We start from the raw sequence: 20,225 nt of genomic DNA, 5'->3' as shown, positions 1-20,225 counted from the left end.
CAAGTCAATGGGTGACTATCCCTAGCTCCGTTACAGGTCGGTGCCATTGCATGTGATGCGTGATGAACCGCTCTGTGGCAGCTTTAAGGAGGAGCAGGTGAGCTGCTGGCCTTCCAGGGTCAGCTGGCTGCCCCCTGAAACATCCGTTTCCAACTTGGCCAGAGAGCCTGTTCCACCAAAATTCATGTTCGTAACGGAATTGCCACGCGCGTGGTAGTACATGGCCAAAACCGTGGTGGTCAAATCCAAATCAATTTTGGCACCACCAGCTGCGAATATGCAGATTCCCTTAAGACTGGTGAGTTGCACCGCAGAGAGATCAATCAAGGCCTGGCCTTGAACCTCCAGCAAGAGAACACTGTTGGGTGTGAGTTTGGACACATCGATATTGCCTTGGCTGACTGAGATGATGGACGTGGCATCACCACCTGTGGCCAGGAGACACTCTTTATAGTCTGTGTCCTCTTCCTTTTCCTCTATGGAAGGAACCTTCACATTTTCACTTGGAGTTGGTGTTGGTGGCGAGGCATCACTGACCTGAGCCCCTGAAAACTTTGAATTGTCACAAGCAACAAAGAGAACCAGTGCTGGCACAAGCCATAAACGCTTCATCTTCGACCTCAAAGTTTTGTACACGATTTATTGAGATCCTTATCGGCGATTCAAGTTAAAAAAATGACAGTTCCATAAGAAATAAAATTTTATCAAGTAAAAATAATATGTTACTCACAGGCCGATTTGTAAAATTTTATGGCATCCTACACAAAATAATTTGAAAAATGGACCCGGAGTCCACGCAGGAAGGGGCCCAGGAAATGATTTTCCAACCACACAAAAGTCCGTTTTGCACTTTTTCTTTTGGTTTTATTCGAGACTTCAAATATGTGATTTAGAAGGGCAGTCCAGCGATGATCAGGTTTTTAGGCGAGTCACCGAAGGTGGTTTCATAATCAGCACACGATACGATGAACCACTTGGAGGCCTGCATGACCGATTTTTCACGGCTATGGACGATGGCGCTATCCCTCGGGATAACGACCTCTTGCCAGAATGAACCGCCCGTCTTTCACGAGCTTGATATGGCACCCCTGGCCATTTCAGTGGCTGAAACGGGCTATGAGGGTGAAGTTAGAGACAATCTCTTCACCATTGATGACGCCGAGGATGAATCCAACATCAGCGATGAAGGTCGGACCTCCCCATCCGGCAAAGGGCGCCCTGAAGGATACGCTGGTTCTTCTTCTGAAGAGGACGAGGACGAAGACGAGGAGACGGAAGACCGTCGGCATAGCGCGGATCAAGATGCGGAGCCATCGTCCTTGAGTCCTACTCCCCACGCGGGCGGTGGGTTGGCCGTGGGAGGCAGTGATGCCAAAGCTGTGGCCAAAGCCTGTGCGCAACATTTTAAAGGTATCGCGTCCAAGCTCGTGGTCTATAGCCCAGGAGATTCGCTGCAATCCTTGGCTCTGGGTCCGAACACGGTCCTGGCTATCCGTCTGGCTGGAAACAAGCAAAGTTTAAATCTGGCCCTGACCGCTGGTCAGCCTCTGGCAGGTATTTGTTTTGTGCTGCACGGGCACGAAAGTTCGATTCAATTCACCAGCGCCAGTCCTGTGACTAAAATGGTTTATATTGCAGCTGGCGATCAAGCCCGTGGTGACATCCGGTTCAGCAACGGTCTGGATACGTCACGCATCGAATTGTCAGGTCATGCGCCACAGCTCAACCTCAGTGGTGTTGACTCGAGTGCGTGTGACAACGCGCGTTTACGGAATCATTCTGCTGAGATTCGCTGCGCTCCTTGAAAGCAGAGCCGCTTTGCTGAACAGCCTTGTTTAGACTTTGGTCGCTCCCCTCAAACAAGGCTGCTTTCTTACCTTTCGAAAGATTTTTTCCCTGAAAAACTGAGGTTACTTCCTAGCTTACCTAGGCCAGTCGATCCTGGCCCACTGGTCATTCTTTTGCATTACCAAAGAGTCACAATCTCCCAAGACATCGCGAATTATCTGCAAATGTTGGAAAGGGCTCTTCATGTCTCGAAAACTACTGCTGACTCTGACCCTCTGTCCCTCGCTCATGGTTGCTTTGGGTGCCTGCAAAAGTTTGACAGTCGAGCTTGGGAAAAAACAGAACACATCGCAGACCAAAGACGTCGAAAATTCTGAAGACCAGGCTGCAAGCCTGTATGTGTCCTGGAACTCCATGGAAGATAATCTGGAGCGCCTGGAAGAACTGAAAAAGGAAGGCGCTCGTGCGTTCCTGGAGCGTTATCAAGACGAAGGTCGCGTTCTTTTGCGATCTCTCTTTCGTCAGTTCCGTGATTCTGTGGTTCGCAATGCCAATACAGAACATAACTATGGTCTGAGCCTGCTGGGATCACTGGAGCCCGGGCAGTGCAAGGTCTTGAAAAATCCACAGGATCTTTTTGCGATGGAAGATTATGGCGACATCCGCCCTCTTCTCCAAACAGCCATCCTCTCGAAAATCAAGGCGAGCGATGCCTCGCAGTTGAATCCATCGCTGCCAGGTTCGGTCGATACCGTCACCAAACTCGTGTTCTTTGAACTGGGTGTGAAGCTGGATGGTATGTCCGGTTTTGAAAAAACCGATGTCGCCGAAATCATGAAGGCCGATATCGCCATGCAGGTCGTTCATGAGCAGGGAGAATCCCCGGATCTGCAGGAAGCCGATGGCAAATCCTTCCGCTTTTCTTTTGTCCATGAGGCGTCTGCGGATGCCAATCAGCGTTTGGAACTCGAAGCCATCGTTGCCAAAGGTATCTATGATCATGCCCCGGAAGGTTCCCAGGACTTTTTGCGGATGAGTTATTCGAAGCAAAAGACCTGGCAGGTGCTCGAAGTGAAAAACGGCCGACGCGTCGAAGGTCAAGCCGAAAATCTTGTCTACAGCCGCCGCATCGCCCTTTATCCCGAATCGCCCAGTGGCAAACAGTTTAAACTGGTGGATACCACACGTTATCAAATGGCTGGCGTTCAATCGCGCAGTTTCCGCATCGACCTGGACAAGCGCGAAGTCTGCGCTGTGACTCAGGGTGGCAAGGAACCGCCGATTCCTGGTGGACCAGGCAAGGATCCGAACCCAAAACCGACCCCTACGCCTACTCCTACGCCGAATCCTGATCAACCGGGACAGAACGATCCTGGTCAGAATCCGGATGATCCGAGCCAAAATCAAAAGTAAGTCAGGCGCAAGGGGTTTGGTATGGTTCGCTTTTGCCTCGGGCTGGTTCTGCTGATGCTGTCCAGCTCCCTGGTGGCTGGGAGCAAACCATTTAAATTGGGTTTGCTGACCAATATTCCCGAGGCGAATGGCGCTTTAGTAAGCCTCGACTTGAATCGATTCGTGACTTTGCAAGGAACCTATAGCTGGCCTTTGCCTGTCAAGGTTGAGGTGGGTGTCCCCAGCAAAAATCTGGTTTCACAGGGTGATTTTTCCATCCGCAGTCCCTTTCTGAATTTGCCCTTCGATGTTGATTTTGGTCCGCAGTGGTCGATCGGGGGATTGGTTTTTCCCTTCGGTGGCAGCTTTTATGTGGGTATGGCTTCGGCTCACCGCCAGGTGACCATCCGGAGTCATGTCGAGAGTCCTTTGATTTTTCAAGACAGCGATTCGCAGATGCCTAGCAATACCAGTTTTTCTGTCGACCTTCGGACCCGCACGGATCAGGATCTTTTGCGTGCCCACATCGGTCAACGAGGCACTTGGGGGCCTGTATTTCTAGGCTGGTACGTGGGCGCGACGCAACCCATTGCAGCACGGTCGAGCATTGAAACGCACGTGGCCGTACAAAATTCCCAGGCCACCGACAACAGCACTGGCAATGCTGATAATCTGGAAGAGGCGCGTGTCGCTCAGGAAAATCTGATTCGGGATAAAGTGAAAAACCTTCTGCACGATTTTGAAAAACAAGCCCTGCCTTTGATCGGCCTCGAAATAGGGATTGCGTTCTAAACAGCGCGGGACAGAGCGGCCCCTGAATCTTTGCGGACTGGCAGCGTTATCATAAAGCTGAAAGCGAAGAAATTGCGGTCTTCATCCTTGGCAGGACCGATTCTGATATCAATGCGGCGGGACATAAAAAAAGGCAGTTCCGTGAGGAACTGCCTGGCTAGTCCTAATGAACAGGGTTACGCATTGACCGCAAGACGGCGCAATACGTACTGCAGAATTCCACCGTTCACGAAGTAAGCAAGCTCGTCTTCGCTATAGATGGCGCTTTGCACTTGAATCTCTTCCTTGGTTCCATCCTTACGAGTGATGGTGCATTTCATGTTCTGCCTTGGTCTCATGGCGCGAACGCCTACGATGTCAAAGGTTTCCTCGCCGGTAAGATTGAGGGTCTTGCGATTCTGCCCGGGCAGGAAGAACAAGGGCAGGACACCCATACCAATCAGGTTGGAGCGGTGAATACGCTCAAAGCTTTCCGTGATCACAGCGCGGACACCCAGCAGATTGGTGCCTTTCGCGGCCCAGTCGCGTGAGGAGCCTGTGCCGTATTCCTTGCCACCGATGACCACCAGCGGCGTTTTCGATTCCTTGTAACGCATGGCCACGTCGTAAATCGACAGGACCTCGCCCGTTGGAATGTGCTTGGTGTAACCACCTTCCTTGCCATCGAGCATTTCGTTTTTAATGCGAATGTTGGCAAAGGTTCCGCGCATCATCACCTCATGGTTGCCACGACGGGCGCCATAGGAGTTGAAGTCGATGGGTTTCACACCGTGATTGATCAGGTATTGACCGGCAGGGCTTTCCTTCTTGATATCACCGGCAGGCGAGATATGGTCGGTCGTCACGCTGTCGCCCAGAATGGCCAAAGGACTGGCGCCGAGAATATCGTCCTGACCTTTGGCTTCCCGCGGCATGTTTTCAAAGTACGTGGGATGACGCACATAGGTACTGTTGGGGTTCCAGGAAAACGTCAGATCCTTGCCAGCCTGGGTTGCCTGCCACTGCTTGGGACCCAAAAAGACGTTGGCATAACGTTTTTTATACATCGGGGCACTCAGCGACATGGCAATCGCATCGGCGATTTCCCGGTTGCTAGGCCAGATATCGGCCAGGAACACTTCCTTGCCATCCGAGCCCTTGCCGAGGGACTGGGTCGTGATATCGAGGGTCATCGTTCCGGCGAGCGCATAGGCCACAACCAGAGGCGGCGAAGCCAGATAGTTGGCTTTCACATCGGGACTGATCCGACCTTCAAAGTTCCGGTTCCCCGAGAGGACCGCGGCGGCGACCAGATTGTTATCCTGAATCGCCTTGGAAATTTTAGGCAGCAAAGGACCCGAGTTGCCGATACAGGTCGCGCAGCCGTATCCGACGATGTTAAAGCCCAGTTTATCAAGGTGCGGCTGGAGTCCCGCCACTTCCAGATAATCTTTTACAACCTGCGAACCGGGAGCCAGGGAGGTCTTGACCCATGGCTTCGAGCTCAAGCCTTTTTCCACAGCTTTCTTGGCGAGCAGACCGGCTGCGATCAGAACCGCAGGATTCGACGTGTTTGTGCAGCTGGTGATGGATGCGATCACAATATCACCATGGGTCATGGTATATTTTTCGCCATCGACCGCTGCGGTTTTCTTCAGATCAGCGTCGGTAACCTTGAAGTTTTTCGGCAGGCAGTCACGGAAGTTGATGGCCGCCTTGCTCAGAGTGATGCGATCCTGAGGACGGGAAGGTCCCGCAAGACTGGGTTCGATGGTGTTGAGGTCAAGGTCAACGACCTGGGTATAAACCGCTTCCACCGCGTTGTTGCGCCACATGCCTTGGGCTTTGGCGTAAGCTTCCACCAGCTTCACCGAATGCTCATCACGGCCGGTAAAACGCAGGTAGCGCAAGGTTTCATCATCGATCGGGAAGAAGCCGCAGGTAGCGCCGTATTCAGGAGCCATATTGGCAAGAGTTGCGCGGTCCGCCAGACTCAATTCATCGAGGCCGGGTCCGAAGAATTCCACAAACTTCTCGACCACGCCGAGCTTCCGCAATTTTTCTGTCACCGTCAACACGAGGTCCGTGGCGGTCATGCCCTCTTTCATTTTACCCGTGATTTTGAAACCGATGACTTCGGGCAAAACCATGGCAACAGGTTGCGAGAGCATCGCGGCTTCGGCTTCGATACCGCCAACACCCCAACCGAGCACGGCCAAACCGTTGATCATCGTGGTGTGCGAGTCTGTGCCGACGCAGGTGTCGGGATAGGCCCATTTTTGACCGTCTTCTTCTTTGGTCCAGACAACTTTGGCCAGATATTCGAGGTTCACCTGATGGCAAATACCGGTTCCAGGAGGCACAGCGCGGAAATTATCCAGCGAATTCTGGGCCCATTTCAGGAATTCATAACGTTCGGCATTGCGTTCGAATTCCAGATCGACGTTCTTTTGAAATGCGTCGGGTGTGCCGTAATAGTCAATCATCACCGAGTGGTCAATGACAAGGTCAACAGGCGCCAGGGGGTTGATTTTTTTCGCGTCTCCGCCGAGTTTTGTCATAGCCTGGCGCATTGCAGCCAGATCGACAACGGCTGGAACACCTGTAAAATCCTGCATCAAAACGCGCGCAGGGTGATAGGCGATTTCATGCTGTGATTTTTTTGTCGAAAGCCACTGCTCAAGAGCTTTAACATCTTCCTTGGTCACGATACTGCCGTCTTCATAGCGGAGCAGGTTTTCCAGGAGGACTTTAAGCGTCATGGGCAGACGGGAAATATCACCTAGTCCATTCTTCGCTGCATCTGGCAGACTGAAGTAGTGATATTTGATGCCGTCCACGTCCAGAGTTTTATGGGAATTGAATGAATCGAGTCTATTGTGCGCCATGGAGACCTCGCGGTAGGTGAGTCAACAATGTGCACGGAGCATACAGCGATTTTCCTGCTTTTGCATCAGTTTGTTACGTTGCCCCGTCTGCGTTTCCGAGGCAAGCTGATGGGAGAATGTAGCTTTCAAACCAGTTTCAAATCGTGGAATTCAATGAATGAAACACACAGATGCGCTGAAATTGAGTATCGTGGTTCCTGTGGCACCGGGTGATAAGAGTTGGAAAGCACTCCTCACTCAGCTGGCCGTGCTGGCCCCTGAGCATTCGTGGATTCTGTCTATAAGCGATACAGGCTGTGAACTTGAGAAGGACGATCTGGAAGCCGCGATGATTTATCATCGATCGCTTTCCGTCGTCACAGGTTCGGCCGACCATACGGACCAGATCAATCGGGCCATCATTACCGCGCAGACCGATTGGATCTGGGTGCTGCAGGCGGATGCGGAACTTTCGCCTCTGTCGGTATCCCGACTGATGGATTCCCTCTTGATGAATCCGGATGCCCTGCATTCTTTTGAATCGGTGCCTTTTGCGCTTCGTCCTGGCAAACGCCCTGGTTTGCGGAGTCGCTCCTCACTTTGGTCCATGCCCTTTGGCGATCATGGATTTGCTTTCCATCGTCAGCTTTGGCAAGGGGTCGGCGGTTTCACTCGGGATCTGACCTATGGCGAGGATTATGTTTTTTGCTGGCGGCTGAAACAGGCCGGGTTTCATGTGATCCGTGTGCCACTCTCCGTGCCATTGAATCCAAGCAAACGGCGGCAGCATCGGCCGCGACGAGGACCCCATCGACAGCACGGACTTGGCTGAAAATTCGGTTGGCCCCGCCTTCCGGAATTTGTTAGGAAGGGAACCGCAGGAGGACTCCCTTTGTTTGATATCGATGATGAGTTTATGCAGCGCGAAAGGCTCAAAGCCAAGGAACTGAAAAAGTCCCGCTGGTGGCAGAACTTAATCCAAAAAACACAATGTTATTATTGCCTTACGCCTATCAGTCGCGGGCAGGTGACCATGGATCATGTGGTGCCAATTAGTCGCGGCGGGCGCAGTACGGCGGGTAACCTGGTGCCGGCCTGCAAATCCTGCAATGAGAGAAAACGCAGTCTGACACCTGTGGAATGGGACGAGTTTCTGCAGCGAAACAAAGGCTAGAACTGACAGCTCCGCATCAGCCACGCAACCAGAACCAGAAATATAATCAATTGCACATAGTGATACCAGCGCACGGATTTCGTTGATTTCTTTTCCGGACCTTTTTGAGTCTTGGTCAACTTTTTACCCCGCAGTGTCGCGCTGCGCCCCTGCATGCGCTGACGTTCCGCGGCAAGATCGATCAGATTGTCTTTGGACTTCGGATTATTGTCTGGCATAGGTGACCCGGCCTTCCCGATGTTCTGGTCCTTCACCTGGCCATCATAGAGGAAAGCCAGGGCGAGGTACAGAGTTAGTGGTGGGGGTTGGCTTCCGGGCTGCGGCCGTCGGCCTTTGCTTTCACGCTGGCTGGCGTGATTTCCTTGTCCTCATCGCCCCCATCTTTGGCATGGGGATCTTCGTGCTCTATTTTTGGCTTGGCATGTCCCGCTTCACTGTCGGCGGGATGCGTGGGAGCCTTGTGCTCGTCGGTCTTATGGGAATCATGCGCATCGTGGGCCGGCGCTGCGTCGGGCTCATGCGCGCTGCCGTGGTCGTCCTGGTGCTTGGGTTTCATGCTGAAGACGATCGCCAGGCCGATGCCGAATACGATCAAACTCAGAAATAAAGCGACGAACCAGGCGATGGTTTGGTTGACAGCCCGAGCCATGGAAGCTCCATCGTGAGATATATAGGATGTCCCTGGATTATATCTCAAAATGGAGCGGGATCCAATTTATCCGATAATATCCCGCCGATTGAAGAAAAAGCAGGCCATTGACATGAACACGCCGATTAAAAGCGCACCATAACCCAGGCGCGAGAGCAGTTCCATTTGCGAAAGAAATTCCTTGCCCGCGGTATATTGGGAAGCATCGAAAAGATGTAGATTCCAAATCCCAGCCAGCGTTTCAACGGCTTTGCGCGTGCCCTCGGGTGTATCGGGTGAGAGGGTTTGCATGATGGGGGCTGTGATCAAACCCGCGACAAACATCCAGACCGAACAAAAGAGCGCCACGGCCGCCGAAGCCATGCTGGCAAAGAAAATGGAAACGGCTGCCATCACCACCCAGCTGACGCTTAAGAGGCTGAACAGAATCACATCACGAACCGGCATCCAACCCATGCCATAGCTCAGATAAATGCTTTGCCAGCCCGCTAGAAAAATAAGGCTGAGAAGCACCAGGGCCGCTGTTAGACCGAGGAATTTCCCCAGCAGCCAGGTGGACCTTGAAATCGGCGAGGCGAGCTGGACCTCCAGGCTTCCCTCCTGCCTTGAGTCCGCAATAATCTTGTTGCCCCAGAAAATCGCGACGGTGGTGCCCGTCATCAGCCAGGCGAATGAACCGAGGTCATAAAGAATTTTAATGAATTCCTCGACGCCCCAGTAGCTGGCAAGACCCGACATGATCAAGAGTCCGCAGCCCACCAAGGCGGCAGGAACAAAAATTTTATCACGGCGCAGACGCAGAAATGTTTCCATGGAAACGGCCAGGAGTGCTCTCATGCGCTTTTTTCCTCTCCAAAGAAGCTGAGCAGATGATCCTCATCCAGGCCCGAGGATTTCCGGAAATCGACGACCAAAAGGCCCTTCATCAGGCAGGCCTGGAGCCACTTCACAGCATCTGCATAGTCCTTGAACCACAGTTCCGTGCGGTAGGACTGTGTGCGCAGATCGCCCCAGGCTGGCAGACGGCTGGCTTCCTGCAAACTCCGCAGCGTTTCCACGGAACAGCCGGAAATCGCCAGAAAATGCTGAAGATTCTGCACGGGCGAACCATCAGCCACCGTCAAGCTCGAATAGACGAGCCGGCCCTTGTTCATAATGTAAACCTGCTCGCAGGTGTCCTTGATCGACCAGATATCATGCGTGCAAAGGATAATACTGGCCCGCCGCTCCCGCAACTGGTTGATCAGGTGAATCATGAGTTTATAACCCACAGGATCAAGGCCTGACATGGGTTCATCGAGGATCACGAGTTCGGGCCGATGAATCGTGGCCTGAGCCCATGAGAGGCGACGTCCCATGCCCTTGGACAGCTTGCCAACGCGTTTACGCCGATGTTCCCAAAGCCCCACTTCCTGCAGCTGTTTTTCAATGGCTTCCTTATAATGCTTGGGCTTCAGATCCTTGGGATTGAACACGCGCAACTGATGCCAAAGAATTTCCTCGCAGGTCAGGTTCCCGGGTAATTTATTGGTTTCCGGCATATAACCGATCAGCCGCTTATCTTCCAAAGTCAAAGGCCGACCGCGGAAAAGCACCTCGCCCTTATCCGGTTTGATCAAACCAAAGATGGTCCGAATCGTGGTGGTCTTGCCAGCCCCGTTGTGTCCCATCAGGGCCGTACACGAGCCTTCCGGAAAACCAAAGCTCAGATCATCAAGCACGACCTGCTTTTTCTTGAAGAGGTCGTGATCAAAGACTTTGCGCAGATTCTTGACTTCCAAAATATAAGGGCTGCTCATGGATTGAAGCTCCTTTTAGGGGGAAGCCGGTGCGTCCGGCAGTGGGTCGGGTTCGGGCGCAGGAATCTTGCCGAAGCTCTTTAAAAGTTTGACGAAAGCATCGCTGCTTTCCGTTTCAGCAATAATTTCCAGACTCTTTTGCAGGTCGTGGGGTGTCAGATCCTTTTCGCTCAGCAGCTTTTTCACCGTTCTTTGCACATACTCGGGTGAATCGGGACGGGACGCGGCCATCATAAAAAAGCTGGCGGCCTGGGCCGGCTGTTTCATTTCAAAATATTCCACATAACCCTGGGTCATGGGCAGGCGCCAGCTCTTGGGAAAAGCCTTCAGACCGGCCAACGTAATTTCCTGGCAGTATTCGGGCTTTTTAAAGTCCTGCAGCATCACAATGCAGGATAGCATATAGGTCGTTTCAAGCTTGGGATGATGCCGAATCACGCTGCGGATCTGCTGCATCATGGCTTCATGGTCCTTGCCTTTGCGCGGATCCAGCAGCGTCTGCAGAAGCCAGATGTTGATAAAGTCATCATAGATGGACTTATGCCCGAGCGTGACGACATCGATCAGTCCGGATGAGAGTTGCGAGAGGGGAGGTGGCGCAAAAATATCATACTCAGCCCGCAGAGTCTTCAGGCGCTGGTCGTTGGTTTTGATGAGGAAGGCAAGGAACAGAATCGAAGCCAAAAAAGGCAAAATCAGGGATCGGAATCGAAGCATCATCGGGCGGCCCTCCACTCACACGATCCGAATCAAAGGGCACTGCGAAGCCGGCGTCAGGCCGGCCCCGCACGAAATCACATGCCACGAGCCGCATAACCGCGCAGCATGGCTTCCAAAACTTTTTGCACTAGAATCACGATGGCCAAAAGTAACATCGGGGCCCAATCAAAAGGTCCTGGAATCTTTTTTGTCAGGCGACGCAGGGGTCGATACATCGGCTCAGTTATATTATAAATCATTTGGACAATCGGATGACTGCGGTCTCCCACCCAACTGACAATGACCGAAGCAATGACCAGCAGCTGAATCATCTGCGCAAACATCGACACAACTGCCGCCAAACCGTCCAACAATGCACCACCCATCAGGGCCTCCTATTTTCCTTATTCGATATGCTAGTCCTGCCTCGTGAAACATGCAAGCCTGTCAGCTGCCTGTCAAGCCGTTGTGTTTCAAAAGGGCTTCGGGCTTCGGTGGTCGACCACGGAATCGGGTGAAGACATCCATGGGATGCTGACTGCCACCAAGGGCCAGAATGGTTTCCCGGAAATCACGGCCAACCCGTGCGATCGTATGGTCGTCCAAACCTTCCTCTTCAAAGCGACTGAAGGCATCGGCGCTCAGCACTTCCGCCCATTTGTAGCTATAATAGCCAGCCGCATACGAGCCCGCGAAAATATGTTCAAACGTGCAGAGTGAACGATCTTCAGGAATCGGTTGAATCGCGCAGACTTTCTGGGCGATACGGCGGCTGACCTCTTCAACCGGAATGTTGCCGTCAGGATCGAAGCGATGGTGCAGCTCCATATCATTCATGGCGAAGTGCAGCTGCCTGACCATGAGGTTGGCGGCATTGAAGGTGCGGGCTTCGTAGATCTTACGAAACAGGTCATCCGGCAGGGATTCCCCGGTTTGAATATGCTTGGTCAGATTTTTGATCACTGACTTTTGATAGCACCAGTTTTCCATGAACTGACTGGGCAGCTCCACGGCATCCCATTCAATGCCGTTGATGCCGGCGACTTCCAGCTGATCGACGCGCGTCAGCATGTGCTGCAGACCATGGCCGAATTCGTGGAAGAGCGTCTCGACTTCATCGAAACTCAGAAGGGATGGTGTGCTGCCAACCGGTGGCGTCCCGTTGCAAACGAGGTAAGCTACGGGCAGTACGTTTTTGCCGTCCTGCTGACCGCGATCCAGGCAGGAATCCATCCAGGCGCCGCCGCGTTTTTCAGCAGGGCGTGAATAGGGATCCAGATAGAACCCGGCAATTTTTTGATTCTTATCATCGAAGACATCATAGAAGGAGACATCCGCATGCCAGCGCGGGAAATCATCCTTGCGAGCCACAACGCGAATGCCAAAGAGCGTATGCAGCAGTTCGAACAGGCCATTGAGAACGCGGGGCAAGGGGAAATAAGGCCGAAGCTCATCATCGGTGAAATCGAATTTCTTCTGCCGCATTTTTTCCAGATAATAGTAGATATCCCAGTTCTGAAGATCACTCTTCAGTCCGAGCGACTGCGCAAAGGCGCGCAGCTCCTTGAGTTCCTCATGCGCCTTATGGGTCGAAACCTTGGCAAGGTCAGCCAAGAGTCGATCGACGGATGGAACATCTCCCGCCATTTTCATGGCAAGGCTGACTTCCGCATAGGTCTGATAACCCAGGAGGCGAGCCTGCTCACGGCGGAGACGGAGGATGTCGTAAATATTTTTGCTGTTATCAAAGTTCCCGGCGGACGCGCGGGTGGTGTAAGCGCGGTAAAGTTTTTCCCGCAGAGCCCTGGAATCGCCGTACTTCAAAAACGGGATGTAGCTGGGGAAGTCCAGCGTCACGCGCCACGGACCTTCCTCGGCTGTGGCTTTCTCGCCAGGACGACTGGCCTGAAAGCTTTCCGCCCACATTCCCAAAAAATTGGCCGGAATGCCGGTCAGATCTTTTTTGTCCTTGATGATCAGTTCGAATTCCTTGGTCGCATCCAGAACATTATTGGAATACGTGGTCTGAAGCTGGGAGAGTTTTTGACTGGTTTCATTGAAGCGCTCCTGCTCCTTGCCTTCCAGCTCGATACCCGAGAGTTTGGCATTCAGCAGCAAATGTTCCACGATGCGCTTTTGCGCGCCGTTCAACGATTGGAAGGAGGGCTGGTCTTTGATTTTTTTCAACCCAAAGTAAACTGCGCGACTTTGGGAAAGACGCAGGGAAAAGCTAACGATTTGCGGCAAACTGGCTTCATACGCCTCGCGCAATTCGGGGGAGTTTTTCACTCCGATCAGATGCTGGACGGGACTCCAGGTATTGTGCAGCTCGCGCCGGATGGTTTCCAGCGGTTCCAGTAATTTATTCCACGCGGGCTGTGGGTCTTTTTCCAATTTTTGCAGCAGCGTTTCGCAGCGCTGCAGAACGTGATCCACGGCCGGTCTTACGTGTTGGGGGAGTATTTTATCAAACTTGGGAAGGCCACTATTCCCTATCAGGGGATTTTCATGCACCATCACTTCTATCCTCTTTTAGTCATGCGCTCAGCTTGTTTGAGCATTTCAGAATAACAGAGGCAGAACAGAAGAGCGATGCTCAGACTTGACGCGGGCCGAGAATCGCCGTTCCGATGCGAACCAGATTGGAACCGGCGCGAATGGAAAGTCCCAGGTCGCCTGACATGCCAAGAGAGAGTTGTCCCTCCCCAACCTGGTCGGCGAGCCGCCGCAGGCTCGTGTACAGAGGTGGAACCTCGGGGGTTGTCGCGTCCTGAAAGTGACTGGGCGGTATGGCCATGAGTCCGCGTAAATGCAGATCGGGATTCTGAGCCACGGCCTTGGCCAGGGCTGGCACTTCGTCCAGCGGACAGCCGTGTTTGCCTTCCTCCAGATCGGCGTTGACTTCAATCCAGATAGGGTAGGGTATTTTCCCGCAATCACGGGCCGCGCGGGCGATTTGTTCGGCGTGTTTGAGCGAACCGACGGTTTGAATTTCGCTGGCCACACTGACGATTTTGCGGATTTTATTGGATTGAAGATGGCCGATAAAAACCCAACGGACAGGCAGATCGCCCAGGGCTTCACTTTTCGCGATCAGCTCCTGCGCGTAATTTTCGCCGAAAGCTGTTTGACCCCAGGAAAACAGTTCACGGAGGGGCTCAGGACCATGACCCTTGGTGACGACCAGGAGTTCGGGCCTCGGCAGAGACCCGGCAAGCTCATGGATTTGGTTGCACACCAGGTGATAGCGATGCTCCAGTGCCCTCTTTGCTTGGGTTTCCATCCGGCTCTTTCCTTGTTCCCTCTTTTTCCATCAGGCCTGATGTAGCGGCCGACGTGGGCGGAGCGCTTTCAGGCTGATTCATGGTATCGCCTGTTTCGGCGGGCGAGGCAAGGTCTCCCTTGGAGGCTGGCATCTCGACCTCGTTCGGCAGGGGGCCAGGTGATCGATGAACGGGCAGGTTAGGATGCGCCGGGGTTTGTCGACTCAGTGGTACGAAGGTCGATTCCTGCTGAACTTCATACTGAGGGGCTTCGATATAGACATTGCCACGACCGTCAATGCGGACGTTGACCTGCTCAAGGCTTTGGTTTTTTGCCGAGGAGATGTCGGCGCCATTCAGGTAAATGACGCGGGCTGTGCTGCTGGATACCGGGAGTGTCTGGCCAATTCCGGCCAGAAGCAGCAGGCATGGTCCCATTAAGCTCATGAAAGCCTCCCTTGCTCGACTGCGGAGCCTTGCGTATGCTGTTTAATACGGGCAACGTCGAAGACGACCCCTATTGAATTTATCATGTTCCGCCAGGTAAAAAGTGATCAGCGGACGCTCAGGAGAGGTTAAGCCGATGCAAAAAGTGATCGTTAGCAATCCATGGTGCAAGGGCCTGCAGATTTTGGCTCTCGGTTTGGGGCTGGCTGCGTGTTCGCCCAGCTTTGAAGGTACCTACAACGATCCCGCCGAGTCGGAAATCATCGATGATAAATGGAACGAAACCGATGCTCGTAAAACCGCGACTTCATTGATAAACCAGATTATGAACAAGCCCTGGTTGACCGCCTACACGGCGTCGCATAACGGGCAGAAACCCATAGTGATCGTCGATGAGATCGCCAATCGCACCGACGAACACATTGATACCAAGGCTTTAACCGAGTTCATGCAAGATGAATTAATCAACTCGGGCAAAGTGCGGTTTCTGAATGCCGAAAAGCGCAAACAGATACTGGAAGAGATCAAATATCAAAATTCCGGGACCACCGAAGCCAAAACCAAAAAGACCCTTGGCAAGCAGATTGGCGCTGACTTCCTGTTAAGTGGCGCGATTTCCAACTCCGTCCACAGCCAGGATAAAGGCGGTTTGAAGACCGTGACCTATCAAACGGCTCTGAACTTCACGGATCTTGAAACGACCGAAGTCGTGTGGAGTGGCAAGGAACTGATCAAGAAACGCTTTAAAAGGTCAGGTGCAGGGCTTTGATAAAATTTCTGCGGCATCCTGGATTGGTGTGCGGACTGGTTTTCATGCTGTCCGCCTGCGCATCCTACACGGATGACATAAAAGTGGTGCAGACGACGTTCCGCGCGGGGCAATATGGGGAGGCTTTGCAGAAGCTGGAAGAGTCCCCCCTTAAGGAGCAGACGCGGAACCGCCTGCTTTATTTTTTGGAAAAAGCCATGATCCTGGACCGCCAGGGTCAACGCGATGAGTCGCGCAAGCTTTTGATCCGGGCTGATAAAATTGTGGATGAACTCTATACCACAAGCATCAGCAAGGGCGCGGCGACTTTTGTGTTTAATGATTCGGCCCAGGATTATCCCGGTGAGGATTACGAAAAGGTCGCGATCCATACGATGCTCGCCCATTCTTTTCTTGAGGATGGGGATCTGAAATCGGCGCGTGTGGAAGCGGCGAGGATCAACAGCCGCCTCAATGAGATCAACGGTTTTTATGAAGATAATAAAAACCGCTATAAGGAAGACGCCTATGCCCGGTACCTGGCTGGGATGATCTATGAGGCGCTGGGTGAGGATGATTCGGCTATCGTGGATTACCGCGCGGCCTTAAAGATTTACGAAGGCGATTATAGTAAGATTTTTGCAACACGGCCTCCCGATCATCTCGTGGTGGCGCTCTATCGATTGCTGATCAAACGCAATCGAGGCGACGAAGCCAAAGAGCTGAAGACCCGTTTTCAGCTGCAAGGCCCCAAGCTGGATAGCAAGGAAACCCTGGGCGAGATCATCGTGCTGCATGAGCTGGGGGAAATCGCGAGCAAGGAGAAGTCCGAGTTTGTGATCCCGGTTGGTGGCGAGGTCGTCCGCTTTTCCTTTCCTGTGATCCGCCGGGTGAAATCCCAGTATGGTCGCACGGCTGTGAAAATTGACGAGGATCGGACCGAGCCGGCTGACCTGGCGCAAAATTTCGATATCATTGCCCGGGAAACCCTGGAAGACCGTCGCGGACGGATCATGGCCAAATCCCTGGCTCGCCTGATTATGAAAAGTCAGATGACCCAGAAAGCCGGAAAAGAGTTTGGGCCCCTGGGTTACCTGGCCGGGAATATCTACGGTGCCTTTACCGAAACGGCGGATACGCGCAGTTGGATCCTTCTGCCGGCGGCGGTCAAGGTTTCACGCATTCAGGTGAAGCCGGGGAATTACGATCTGACGGTTTATAATGATGGCAAAACTTCGCGCGTGCGCAAAGTGGCGATCAAAGCCGGGGACGTGCAAATTATTCGGGATTATTGAGTTAACCCCCGGCACGAGACCGGGGGAACACTTGATCAGCGACCGCGACCGCGGTTGCCCTGGACCCAGTTCTGATTATTCATGGTATTGCGCAGATCCTTCATGGCCTTGACCGACTGAATGCGTTGTTCCGCAATCACGTTCGAGGCCGCGTTGGTGGTGATCTGCTGCTCGTCAGCCTGCTTGTAAACCGCCAACAGAGTATCATAGATCCCACTCGCCTTTTTCTTGGCGACTTCCGCATCGTAACCCGAGAGCTCCTGGTAAACGTTGATCACGCCACCGGCATTGATCACGTAATCCGGAGCATACAGGATACCGCGTTCCTTCAGCATGGCCCCGTGAATGCCTTCATCCAGCAGCTGGTTGTTGGCAGCACCGGCCACGATGGGGGCCTTGATTTCGGGAATGGTTTGATCGTTCAAAAAACCACCCAGAGCACAGGGCGCAAACACATCCACGTTCAGCTTATGAATCTCGTGCAACTGAGCGGCTTCTGCGCCGTACAGCTTCACGTTGGCTTTCACCTTCTCCGGATCGATATCGGCGACATGGACTTTCGCGCCTTCGTTCACCAGATACTCGATCAGGTGGGAACCGACAGCACCAGCGCCCTGAATCGCGACGCTGACGCCTTTCAAGCTATCTTTATTCAATTTGTATTTCACAGAAGCTTTAATGCCCTGGAAAACACCCCAGGCCGTCACCGGCGAAGGATCGCCCGAGCCGCCAGCGCGCGAACTGACACCCGAAACGTAAGCTGTTTCGAGACCGACCTGTTCGATATCGCTGACGCGGATATTCACATCTTCCGCAGTAATGTAACGTCCGCCGAGACTATCCACAAAGCGCCCGAAAGTCCGGAACAGCGCTTCACTTTTTATTTTTTTGGGGTCGCCGATGATCACCGACTTGCCACCGCCAAGATTCAATCCACTCACTGCATTTTTGTAGGTCATACCCCTGGACAAACGCAGCACATCGCGCAGCGCTTCCTCGTCGGACTTGTAATCCCACATGCGGCAACCACCAAGCGCTGGCCCCAGGGTCGTGTCGTGAATAGCGATTATGGCCTTCAGCCCTGTTGTTTTGTCATGGCAGAAGACAACCTGTTCGTGACCCATGGTGGTTAGATCTTCAAAAATAGCCATCCTATCCTTCCTTTTTGTCCTGGGTATGATTTGCAGCTCAAATCAGCCTACGCGGGTACATGAGCACACAGAAATACTCGAAGGGTCTGAAAATAGCAAGTGAGCCAAAGCCCTTGAAAATAAGGCGTAAAGCTCATGATGTAAGCTTCGCTCACCGCATACAGCTGGGGTTTGAGCGCATCTGTTCTTGTCTTGTTTGACTTATTAAGTTAGTACCAGATTTCCGTGCACTGGGTCTTTTGACAAGCAAAAAATCCACGACTCAGGCAGGACAAGAAAGGTATATCATGACGCAGTTTGATGTCATTGTGATAGGCGGAGGCCACGCCGGTTGTGAAGCTGCTCTGGCAGCGGCACGCATGGGCCGTAAGACTCTTTTGGTGACTCAGGTTGTGGATCGCATTGCTGCCATGTCCTGCAACCCCGCGATTGGTGGGACTGCCAAGGGTCACCTGGTCAAGGAAATCGATGCGCTGGGCGGGCAAATGGGCAAGGCCATCGACGCAACCGGCATCCAGTATCGCATTCTGAACCGTAAAAAAGGTCCAGCCATCTGGTCGTCCCGCGCTCAGGCGGACATGGATCTCTATCGCCGCTATATGAAACACACCCTCGAAAATACATCCAATTTGCATATACGCCAGGATAGTGTTGAGGGCCTTTTAATTGACAACGACAGTCAAACACCTTCTGTCGTGGGCGTGGAAACGCGCCTTTTTGGTAAGTTCATCAGTCGTACGGTAGTGATCACCACGGGCACATTTCTGAACGGCCTGATTCATATTGGCAATCAAAAAATCTCCGCAGGGCGCGCTGGTGACGCGCCGTCCGTAGGTCTGGCGGAATGTATTCGTCATTTCGGATTCCGCGTGGGTCGCCTGAAAACCGGGACCACACCCCGTCTTGATGGCAAGACCATCGATTGGTCGGTGTGCGAAGCGCAGCATTCTGATGAAGACATCATCCCTTTCAGTTTTGCAACCAAGGCCATCACCCAGCCTCTGATTCCCATGCATATCACGTACACCAACACCCGTACGCATGATGTGATTCGAAAGTACCTGAGTGAATCGCCGCTCTACAGTGGTGAAATTGTCGGCATCGGTCCACGCTACTGCCCGTCCATTGAAGACAAGGTTGTGAAATTCGCCGACCGCGATGAACATCAAATCTTTTTGGAGCCTCAGGGTTATGATACCTGCGAGGTCTATCCCAACGGTCTTTCCACCTCGCTGCCCCTGCGCGCGCAGTTGGAATTTGTCCGCACCGTCCGTGGTTTGGAGAATGCCGAAATTATTCGTCCAGGCTATGCCATTGAATATGATTTCGTCGATCCCACTGAGTTGAGCGCGACTCTGGAAACGAAAAAACTGAGCGGCCTTTTCCTGGCTGGGCAGATCAATGGCACGACCGGTTATGAAGAAGCCGCGGCCCAAGGTTTGATGGCAGGTATCAACGCGGCACGTAAGTCCGCGGATCAGGAAGGCCTGATTCTGAGCCGGGCCGAAGCCTATATCGGAGTTCTGGTGGATGACCTTGTCACCAAAGGTACGCAAGAACCCTATCGGATGTTCACGTCCCGCGCCGAGCATCGTCTCTTTTTGCGGGAAGACAATGCCGATTTGCGTCTGACTGAAATCGGTCGGACTATGGGCCTTGTCAAAGATGATGACTATAGCAGCTTCATCAGCCGGCAGAATTCTTTGGGAGAGCTGCAGGAGCTGGTGAAAAACACAGCCATTGGGCCCTTCCAATTGCCCGCGGAATACCTGGACGCCAAGGATAATATCGGAACCCGCCTGGATGCCATTTTACGCAAACCCAAGGTCTCGATTTTCGATCTGGTGCCGCATGTTCCGATGCTGGCCAACTTTGATCGTGCGGTCCTGCGTCGTCTTGAAATTGAAATCAAATATGAAGGCTACATTGATCGCGAGCGGCGGGCCATCCGCAGTACCGAGCAGCTGGAGCGGGTTAAGATTCCAACTGAATTTGCTTTTGAAAATGTCTCCGGCCTGAGCCGTGAGGTCGTTGAAAAGCTGAAGAAACATCGTCCGCACAACCTGGGTCAGGCGTCCCGAATTTCCGGTTTGACACCGGCGGCCATCCAGATTTTGCACATTCATATCACGGTGTAGCGACCAGGTCCGAAAACCGCCAGTGTTTCGGCGCTGGCTGTCGT

The 20,225-nt window shown here is 53.0% G+C and carries 20 protein-coding genes; 8 read left to right on the top strand and 12 right to left on the bottom strand.

What is annotated here, in order from left to right; genetic code table 11:
• Positions 1-30: 30 nt before the first annotated feature.
• Entirely contained in the window at positions 31-612 is a 582-nt protein-coding gene (locus VE954_RS23945; protein ID WP_324957541.1) for a hypothetical protein, read from the bottom strand.
• A gap of 374 nt (positions 613-986) precedes the next feature.
• On the opposite strand from VE954_RS23945, the gene VE954_RS23940 reads away from it, so the two are divergent.
• From VE954_RS23940 to VE954_RS23930, 3 genes are all read left to right on the top strand, one after another.
• Positions 987-1,805, top strand: a complete 819-nt coding sequence (locus tag VE954_RS23940; protein WP_324957539.1) for a hypothetical protein — start codon at positions 987-989, stop codon at positions 1,803-1,805.
• A 226-nt stretch (positions 1,806-2,031) separates the two neighbouring features.
• Positions 2,032-3,201 (top strand): hypothetical protein, encoded by a 1,170-nt coding sequence (locus VE954_RS23935; RefSeq protein WP_324957537.1) that lies wholly within the window; start codon positions 2,032-2,034, stop codon positions 3,199-3,201.
• A 21-nt stretch (positions 3,202-3,222) separates the two neighbouring features.
• Positions 3,223-3,972 carry a hypothetical protein gene (locus tag VE954_RS23930; protein ID WP_324957535.1) on the top strand — a complete coding sequence of 250 codons (750 nt, stop codon included), beginning with the start codon at positions 3,223-3,225 and terminating at the stop codon, positions 3,970-3,972.
• A gap of 176 nt (positions 3,973-4,148) precedes the next feature.
• Here the strand turns inward: VE954_RS23930 and acnA are convergent, their stop codons facing one another.
• Entirely contained in the window at positions 4,149-6,839 is a 2,691-nt protein-coding gene (acnA, locus tag VE954_RS23925; RefSeq protein WP_324957533.1) for an aconitate hydratase AcnA, read from the bottom strand.
• Between the two features lie 157 nt (positions 6,840-6,996).
• On the opposite strand from acnA, the gene VE954_RS23920 reads away from it, so the two are divergent.
• Complete coding sequence (locus tag VE954_RS23920) at positions 6,997-7,650, top strand: hypothetical protein (RefSeq protein WP_324957531.1); 654 nt, start codon at positions 6,997-6,999, stop codon at positions 7,648-7,650.
• 60 nt (positions 7,651-7,710) lie between these two features.
• Positions 7,711-7,992, top strand: a complete 282-nt coding sequence (locus VE954_RS23915) for an HNH endonuclease signature motif containing protein (RefSeq protein ID WP_324957529.1) — start codon at positions 7,711-7,713, stop codon at positions 7,990-7,992.
• Here VE954_RS23915 and VE954_RS23910 read toward each other — a convergent pair.
• The 9 genes from VE954_RS23910 to VE954_RS23870 form a co-directional block, all read right to left on the bottom strand.
• Positions 7,989-8,210, bottom strand: coding sequence for a hypothetical protein (locus tag VE954_RS23910; RefSeq protein WP_324957527.1), 222 nt, complete (start codon positions 8,208-8,210; stop codon positions 7,989-7,991). The genes VE954_RS23915 and VE954_RS23910 overlap by 4 nt on opposite strands.
• Before the next feature lie 74 nt (positions 8,211-8,284).
• The gene (locus VE954_RS23905) at positions 8,285-8,641 is read right to left on the bottom strand and encodes a hypothetical protein (RefSeq protein ID WP_324957525.1); all 357 of its coding nucleotides are present in this window, start codon (positions 8,639-8,641) and stop codon (positions 8,285-8,287) included.
• A 66-nt stretch (positions 8,642-8,707) separates the two neighbouring features.
• Positions 8,708-9,478 carry an ABC transporter permease subunit gene (locus tag VE954_RS23900; RefSeq protein WP_324957523.1) on the bottom strand — a complete coding sequence of 257 codons (771 nt, stop codon included), beginning with the start codon at positions 9,476-9,478 and terminating at the stop codon, positions 8,708-8,710.
• Positions 9,475-10,440, bottom strand: coding sequence for an ABC transporter ATP-binding protein (locus VE954_RS23895; RefSeq protein WP_324957521.1), 966 nt, complete (start codon positions 10,438-10,440; stop codon positions 9,475-9,477). Before VE954_RS23895 ends, VE954_RS23900 begins: the two co-directional genes overlap by 4 nt.
• A 15-nt stretch (positions 10,441-10,455) precedes the next feature.
• Positions 10,456-11,160, bottom strand: a complete 705-nt coding sequence (locus VE954_RS23890; protein ID WP_324957519.1) for a hypothetical protein — start codon at positions 11,158-11,160, stop codon at positions 10,456-10,458.
• 74 nt (positions 11,161-11,234) lie between these two features.
• Positions 11,235-11,525, bottom strand: a complete 291-nt coding sequence (locus tag VE954_RS23885; RefSeq protein WP_324957517.1) for a YggT family protein — start codon at positions 11,523-11,525, stop codon at positions 11,235-11,237.
• A 61-nt stretch (positions 11,526-11,586) separates the two neighbouring features.
• Positions 11,587-13,656 carry a M3 family metallopeptidase gene (locus VE954_RS23880; RefSeq protein ID WP_324957515.1) on the bottom strand — a complete coding sequence of 690 codons (2,070 nt, stop codon included), beginning with the start codon at positions 13,654-13,656 and terminating at the stop codon, positions 11,587-11,589.
• A 79-nt stretch (positions 13,657-13,735) separates the two neighbouring features.
• Positions 13,736-14,422: a YggS family pyridoxal phosphate-dependent enzyme gene (locus VE954_RS23875; protein ID WP_324957513.1), complete on the bottom strand. Its 687-nt coding sequence runs from the start codon at positions 14,420-14,422 to the stop codon at positions 13,736-13,738.
• Entirely contained in the window at positions 14,358-14,849 is a 492-nt protein-coding gene (locus VE954_RS23870) for a hypothetical protein (RefSeq protein ID WP_324957511.1), read from the bottom strand. Before VE954_RS23870 ends, VE954_RS23875 begins: the two co-directional genes overlap by 65 nt.
• A gap of 136 nt (positions 14,850-14,985) precedes the next feature.
• Between VE954_RS23870 and lpoB the strand changes: the two genes are divergently transcribed.
• A complete protein-coding gene (gene lpoB / locus VE954_RS23865) occupies positions 14,986-15,618 on the top strand; it encodes a penicillin-binding protein activator LpoB (RefSeq protein WP_324957509.1) in 633 nt (210 codons plus the stop codon).
• Positions 15,615-16,892 carry a hypothetical protein gene (locus VE954_RS23860; RefSeq protein ID WP_324957507.1) on the top strand — a complete coding sequence of 426 codons (1,278 nt, stop codon included), beginning with the start codon at positions 15,615-15,617 and terminating at the stop codon, positions 16,890-16,892. The genes lpoB and VE954_RS23860 overlap by 4 nt, the downstream gene beginning before the upstream one ends.
• Before the next feature lie 35 nt (positions 16,893-16,927).
• Here VE954_RS23860 and VE954_RS23855 read toward each other — a convergent pair whose 3' ends face one another.
• Positions 16,928-18,043 (bottom strand): Glu/Leu/Phe/Val dehydrogenase dimerization domain-containing protein, encoded by a 1,116-nt coding sequence (locus VE954_RS23855; protein WP_324957505.1) that lies wholly within the window; start codon positions 18,041-18,043, stop codon positions 16,928-16,930.
• A gap of 287 nt (positions 18,044-18,330) precedes the next feature.
• On the opposite strand from VE954_RS23855, the gene mnmG reads away from it, so the two are divergent.
• Positions 18,331-20,181: a tRNA uridine-5-carboxymethylaminomethyl(34) synthesis enzyme MnmG gene (gene mnmG / locus VE954_RS23850; RefSeq protein ID WP_324957503.1), complete on the top strand. Its 1,851-nt coding sequence runs from the start codon at positions 18,331-18,333 to the stop codon at positions 20,179-20,181.
• The last annotated feature ends 44 nt before the right edge of the window (positions 20,182-20,225 follow it).

This window comes from Oligoflexus sp., from assembly GCF_035638955.1.
Lineage (GTDB): Bacteria > Bdellovibrionota_B > Oligoflexia > Oligoflexales > Oligoflexaceae > Oligoflexus.
The sequence above is the reverse complement of the archived record's forward strand: the minus strand, read 5'-3'. Positions and strand labels throughout refer to the sequence as shown.